The organism is Stenotrophomonas sp. 2YAF22 (assembly GCF_052114665.1).
Lineage (GTDB): Bacteria > Pseudomonadota > Gammaproteobacteria > Xanthomonadales > Xanthomonadaceae > Stenotrophomonas > Stenotrophomonas indicatrix.
The window spans coordinates 1-5,373 of record NZ_JBFRFE010000271.1; the positions used below are offsets into that span (position 1 = coordinate 1).

At 67.2% G+C, this 5,373-nt stretch carries 5 protein-coding genes; 3 read left to right on the forward strand and 2 right to left on the reverse strand.

The window, feature by feature from the left end:
- Both AB4Y84_RS12060 and AB4Y84_RS12065 read left to right on the forward strand, forming a co-directional pair.
- The coding region (locus AB4Y84_RS12060) for an MFS transporter (protein ID WP_442250189.1) at positions 1 to 1,220 on the forward strand (1,220 nt) is incomplete at its 5' end.
- Positions 1,221 to 1,224: 4 nt separating this feature from the next.
- Complete coding sequence (locus AB4Y84_RS12065) at positions 1,225 to 1,785, forward strand: TetR/AcrR family transcriptional regulator (protein WP_394195566.1); 561 nt, start codon at positions 1,225 to 1,227, stop codon at positions 1,783 to 1,785.
- A 28-nt stretch (positions 1,786 to 1,813) separates the two neighbouring features.
- Here AB4Y84_RS12065 and fdhD read toward each other — a convergent pair whose 3' ends face one another.
- Positions 1,814 to 2,671, reverse strand: a complete 858-nt coding sequence (gene fdhD, locus AB4Y84_RS12070) for a formate dehydrogenase accessory sulfurtransferase FdhD (RefSeq protein ID WP_442250190.1) — start codon at positions 2,669 to 2,671, stop codon at positions 1,814 to 1,816.
- 212 nt (positions 2,672 to 2,883) lie between these two features.
- On the opposite strand from fdhD, the gene AB4Y84_RS12075 reads away from it, so the two are divergent.
- Positions 2,884 to 5,169 (forward strand): FdhF/YdeP family oxidoreductase, encoded by a 2,286-nt coding sequence (locus AB4Y84_RS12075; RefSeq protein WP_442250191.1) that lies wholly within the window; start codon positions 2,884 to 2,886, stop codon positions 5,167 to 5,169.
- A 10-nt stretch (positions 5,170 to 5,179) separates the two neighbouring features.
- On the opposite strand, the gene AB4Y84_RS12080 is transcribed toward AB4Y84_RS12075, so the two are convergent.
- Positions 5,180 to 5,373: hypothetical protein (locus AB4Y84_RS12080; protein WP_442250192.1), on the reverse strand; the 194-nt coding region annotated here is incomplete at its 5' end.

Here is a 5,373-nt window from a genome sequence, read left to right on the forward strand (position 1 = left end):
CTGCAACCGCAGGGCAGCTGATCGCAGCGCGCGCCTTCCTCGCCGTGGGTGCGGCGGCGATGATGCCGGCCACGCTGGCCTTGATCGGGCTCAGCTTCCATGAAGAACGCGAGCGCAACATCGCCATCGCGATCTGGGGTTCGGTGGCCATCGTCGGTGCGGCGCTGGGGCCGATCATCGGTGGCTTGCTGCTGCAGCACTTCTGGTGGGGCTCGGTGTTCCTCATCAACGTGCCGGTGGTGGTGGTCGCCTTCATCGCGACCCTGTTGCTGGCACCGGAAGGGCAGCGCGACAGCACCCGCCCATGGGACCTGCTGTCCTCGCTGCTGGCACTGGCAGCGCTGTCGGGCCTGGTACTGGCGATCAAGTCACTGATCGCCACGCCGCCCTCGTACAGCGTGGGAGCGGTCTCGCTGCTGCTGGCGGTCATCTCCGGCATCGCCTTCAGCCGCCGCCAGCAGCAGTTGCCGTATCCGCTGCTGGATTTCGCCATCTTCCGTAATCCGGCCTTCCTTGCCGGCACCCTGTCGGCGGTGTTCACCCTGTTTGCGATGGCCGGGCTGCAGCTGCTCACCACCCAGCGTTTCCAGCTGGTGGCCGGCCTCAGCCCGTTGCAGGCCGGCCTGCTGGTATCGGTGGCGGCGCTGGGCAGCCTGCCCAGCGCGTTGCTGGGCGGCAGCGTGCTGCATCGCGTCGGCCTGCGGCCACTGATCTGCGGTGGCCTTGCGGCCGGTGCGGTAGGTGTGGGCGTGGTGGCGCTGGGCTTCCCACATGGGCTGGGCTGGGTGGTGGCCGGCATGGCGATCACCGGCTTCGGCATGGGTGCTGCCATCTCGGTGGCGTCCACCGCCATCCTCAACAACGTGCCGCCGCATCGTGCGGGCATGGCCTCGTCGGTGGAGGAAGTGTCCTACGAGTTCGGCGGCCTGCTGGCCGTCGCGCTGCTGGGCAGCCTGAGCGCTGCGATGTACGGCGCTTTCCTGCCGGAGTCGGCGGGTATTCCCGCCGCGGCGCGCGAGGGCTTCACCCAGGCGCTGCACGTGGCGCGTGAGGTGGGGCAGGGCGAGTGGTTCGCGCTGGCCACCGCGGCCTACGATCGCGGTTACCAGATCGTGCTGCTGGTGATCAGTGCGGTGCTGGCGGCCGGCGCGGTGATCATCGCGCGCCTGCTGCGTGGACGCGCCGGTGGCCGCGACGGCGCCGCCGATCGCGTAAAATAACGGCATGAGAACCAGCAAGCGCGAGCGCATCCTCGACGCCGCCGTCAGCGTGATCAACCGCGACGGCGTGCGTGCGGTCACCTTTGAATCGGTGGCGGCCGAGGCGCAGTTGACCCGTGGCGGCCTGCTGTACCACTTTCCTTCGCGCGAAGCGTTGCTGCGCGGCATCGACGAGCACCTGGTGCAGAGCTGGGAAGCATCGATGGAGGTGCTGCTGGGCAAGTCGGCCGGCGAGGCCACTGCGCTGGAGCGCTACCAGACCTTCGTGCGTGTGTCGGCGCAGAGTGCCACCCGTGCCGAGCTGATGTTCATGCTGGACTCGGTGGACCCCGAATTCCCCAGCGAGCGGCCGTGGGCACCGGTGGTGCAGCGCTGGGCGCCTTCGCCACCGGCCGCCGGCAGCGACGATCCGGCGGCGCTGGATAATTTCGTGGCGCGGCTGGCCGCCGATGGCCTGTGGATCTACGAGGCCATGTACGAAGGCCAGCTGGACGAGAACGTGCGCGCGCAGGTGACCGAACGGATCGGCGGGCTGCTCTCTCCCGAGCGGTCCCGCAAGGCGTAGCAGCCAGTCCGTCCGCTGAGGGCGCCCGTCAGGCAGGCGGATGCCCGTGCAGGCCATCCCCCTGCAGCCGCTCCGGGTGGGTATACACGTTGAAGCCTTCTTCGCGGGCGAAGCCCACCAGGCACAGGCCGGCACTGCGGGCCAGATCGATGGCCAGCGCAGTGGGGGCCGAGACGGCGGCCAGTACGCTGGCACCGGCGCGCGCGGCCTTGCTGACCATTTCGTAGCTGGCACGGCTGGATACCACCAGCAGGCCGCCATCGATGCTGTGTTCGTTGTGGTGCAGTGCACCGATCAGCTTGTCCAGCGCATTGTGGCGGCCGACGTCTTCGCGCACCCAGCCGATGCGGCCACTGGCATCGGCCCAGGCCGCTGCATGGGTCGAACCACTGGCAGCATTCATCGGCTGGCGTAGGGCCAGCCCAGCCAATGCCCGCTGCAGTGCAGCCGTCTGATACGTGCGGCGGTCCTTTACCGGAGGCAGCGGACGCAGCACGTCCTCCAGCTGGCGTGCACCGCACAACCCACAGCCGCCGCGACCCGGCAGCAGGCGCCCGTTGTCAGGATCCAGTGCGGCGCYGGGGGCGTCGGCGGACACGCTCATATTCAGCTCGATGCCCTCCAGTTGTGGCTGCACCTGGATGGACAGCAACTGGTGAGGACGCTCGATCAACCCTTCGCTGAGCGAGAAGCCCAGCGCGAAATCCTCCAGGTCGCATGGCGTGGCCATCATCACCGCGAAGGCGGCACCGTTGTAGCGCATCACCACCGGCACTTCTTCGGCGATCACGTCCACCTGTTGCTCCTGCCCCGCGCTACGCCAGCGCTGCAACGTGCGCAGTGCCGTGCCGGCGGGCGGAGGGGAGGGCGGCGTCGATCCTGGCATGCGGCACATCCTGGGCAAAGCAGAAGGGCAGGCTACGCCCGCAGAATAACGCAGCCATCCAGTGAAGACGCGGCGGTAACCGTTGCCATGGCAGCCTGCGTTACCACAGTCGGGCTATGGCGCCGCGGTTGCCGGCGTGCTTGACTGGCCACGGCAGCCGGGCGCGGGCCCGGCACTGCAGGCAGGCACTCCACCAACGCAGGTTCCCGACCATGTCCGAACAGAAGCCGCCGCGTTACAAGCCCTACAACCAACCGGCAGGCGGCTGGGGGGCCGCCGGTGCGACCGCCAAGGTGCTGCTGCAGCAGAGCGTGATCGGCAAAGGATCGAAGGCACTGCTGGCGATGAACCAGCCGGGTGGCTTCAAGTGCCCCAGCTGCGCGTTCCCCGATGCCGACCACCGCAAGAAGCTGGAATTCTGCGAGAACGGCGCCAAGGCCTTGGCCTGGGAAGCGACCCAGCACCGGGTGACCCGCGAGCTGTTCGCCCAGCACACCGTCACCGAGCTGATGGCGCAGACCGACTATTGGCTGGAGCTGCAGGGCCGGTTGACCGAGCCGATGCGCTACGACGCCGCCACCGATCACTATGTTCCCTGCGAATGGGACGAGGCGTTCGCGCTGATCGGCCGGCATCTGCAGGCTTTGGATAACCCTGACCAAGCCGAGTTCTACACCTCCGGCCGCACGCCCAACGAAGCAGCGTTCCTGTATTCGATCTTCGTGCGCGAGTTCGGCACCAACAACTTCCCGGACTGCTCGAACATGTGCCACGAGCCGACCAGCCGGGGCTTGCCGCCGGTGATCGGCGTGGGCAAGGGCACCATCGTGTTGGACGACTTCGAACACGCCGAGGCGATCTTCGTGATGGGCCAGAACACCGGCACCAACTCGCCGCGGATGATGAGCAACCTGGTGGAAGCACGCAAACGCGGCGTGCCGATCGTGGCGGTCAACCCGATGCCGGAGCGTGCCCTGATCCGCTTCACCGAACCGCAGGACGTGGTGCAGATGGCCACCTTCGGTTCCACCGAGATCACCAGCGAGTTCGTGCACGTCCGCATCGGCGGCGACCTGGCGCTGATCAAGGGCATGATGAAGGTGATGTTCGAGCGCGAGGCCCAGGGTGAGCAGGTGCTGGATCATGCCTTCCTGGCCGAACACACCGTTGGCCTGGAGGCGCTGCGCGAGGACGTGCTGGCGCAGGACTGGGATGAGATCGTGCGGGTGTCGGGCATCGCGCAGGAACAGATCCGGCGCTGCGCGGAGATCTACATCCGTTCGCAGGCGACGGTCATCTGCTATGGCATGGGCCTGACCCAGCACCAGCAGGGGTCGCGGCTGCTGCAGCAGGTGGCCAACCTGTTGTTGCTGCGCGGTAATTTCGGCAAGCCGGGCGCGGGTATCGGTCCGATCCGTGGCCATTCCAACGTGCAGGGCGACCGCACCGTCGGCATCGACGAGAAGCCCACGGCGCGCTACCTGGATCGCGTGCAGCAGGTGTTTGGTTTCGATCCGCCGCGCGAGCACGGCCACCATGTGGTCGAGTCGATCGCGGCGATGCTCGATGGCAGTGCCAAGGTGTTCATCGGCATGGGCGGTAACTTCATCCATGCCGTGCCCGATACCGAGCGCGCCTACCAGGCCATGCGCAAACTGGAACTGACCGTGGGCATCGCCACCAAGCTCAACCGGGGGCATCTTGTGCACGGTCGCGACGCGCTGATCCTGCCGGTGGTGGCGCGCTCGGAGTGGATCCGCACGCCGAAGGGCGAGCAGTTCGTCACCATCGAAGATGCGATGTCCAACGTGACGGCGTCGCGCGGCGTGCTGGAGCCGGCCAGCGACCACGTGCTGCCGGAGGTGGAGATCGTCTGCCGGATGGCGATGGCAACGTTGCCGGGCAGCAAGGTGGACTGGGCCGCTTACATGCACGATTACGGCCCGATCCGCGACTTGATCGCCGCCGTCTACCCGGACATCTACGCAGGCTTCAACGAGCGCATCCAGGCACTGCACGGCTTCCACCTGGATATTCCACCGCGCCGGCGCGTGTGGCCGACGCCGAACGGCAAGGCCAACATCCTGGTCATGCCGGGCCTGGAAGTGAACACGGTGGTCGATGACCCGGAGATGCTGCGGCTGGCCACGGTGCGTTCGCACGACCAGTACAACACCACCATCTACAGCTACAACGATCGCTACCGCGGTGTGTACAACGACCGCATGGTGGTGTTCATGAACATCGAAGACCGTYTGGCGCGCGGGCTCGRCAAGGAAGCCCTGGTGAGCCTGGAAACGATCAGCGACGATGGTGTGACGCGGCGCATCGAAGGCCTGACCGTGCTTGACTATCCGATGCCGCGCGGTGCGCTGGCCGGCTACTACCCGGAGCTGAACCCGCTGCTGCCGCTGGACTACTACGACCGCATCAGCGGCACGCCGGCGGCGAAGTCCATTCCGGTGCGGATGCGTGCGCAGGTCGAGGTGCCCGCGTAAGGCCCCGCCCTTACGATTTCTCGTTGTCGCTCAGCACGATGCTGCCATCCAGCAGCACAGGAACCATCTGGGTCCAGCCCTTGGCGTTGTAGTCGAGGCTGACCAGGTACACCCAGCCGCGCGCTGCGTCTTCGGCAGGCGGCGCCGCGCCGGCGGTGAAGCGCTGCAGGCTGACCTCGGAGACCACGAAGTCATCGCTGGGAT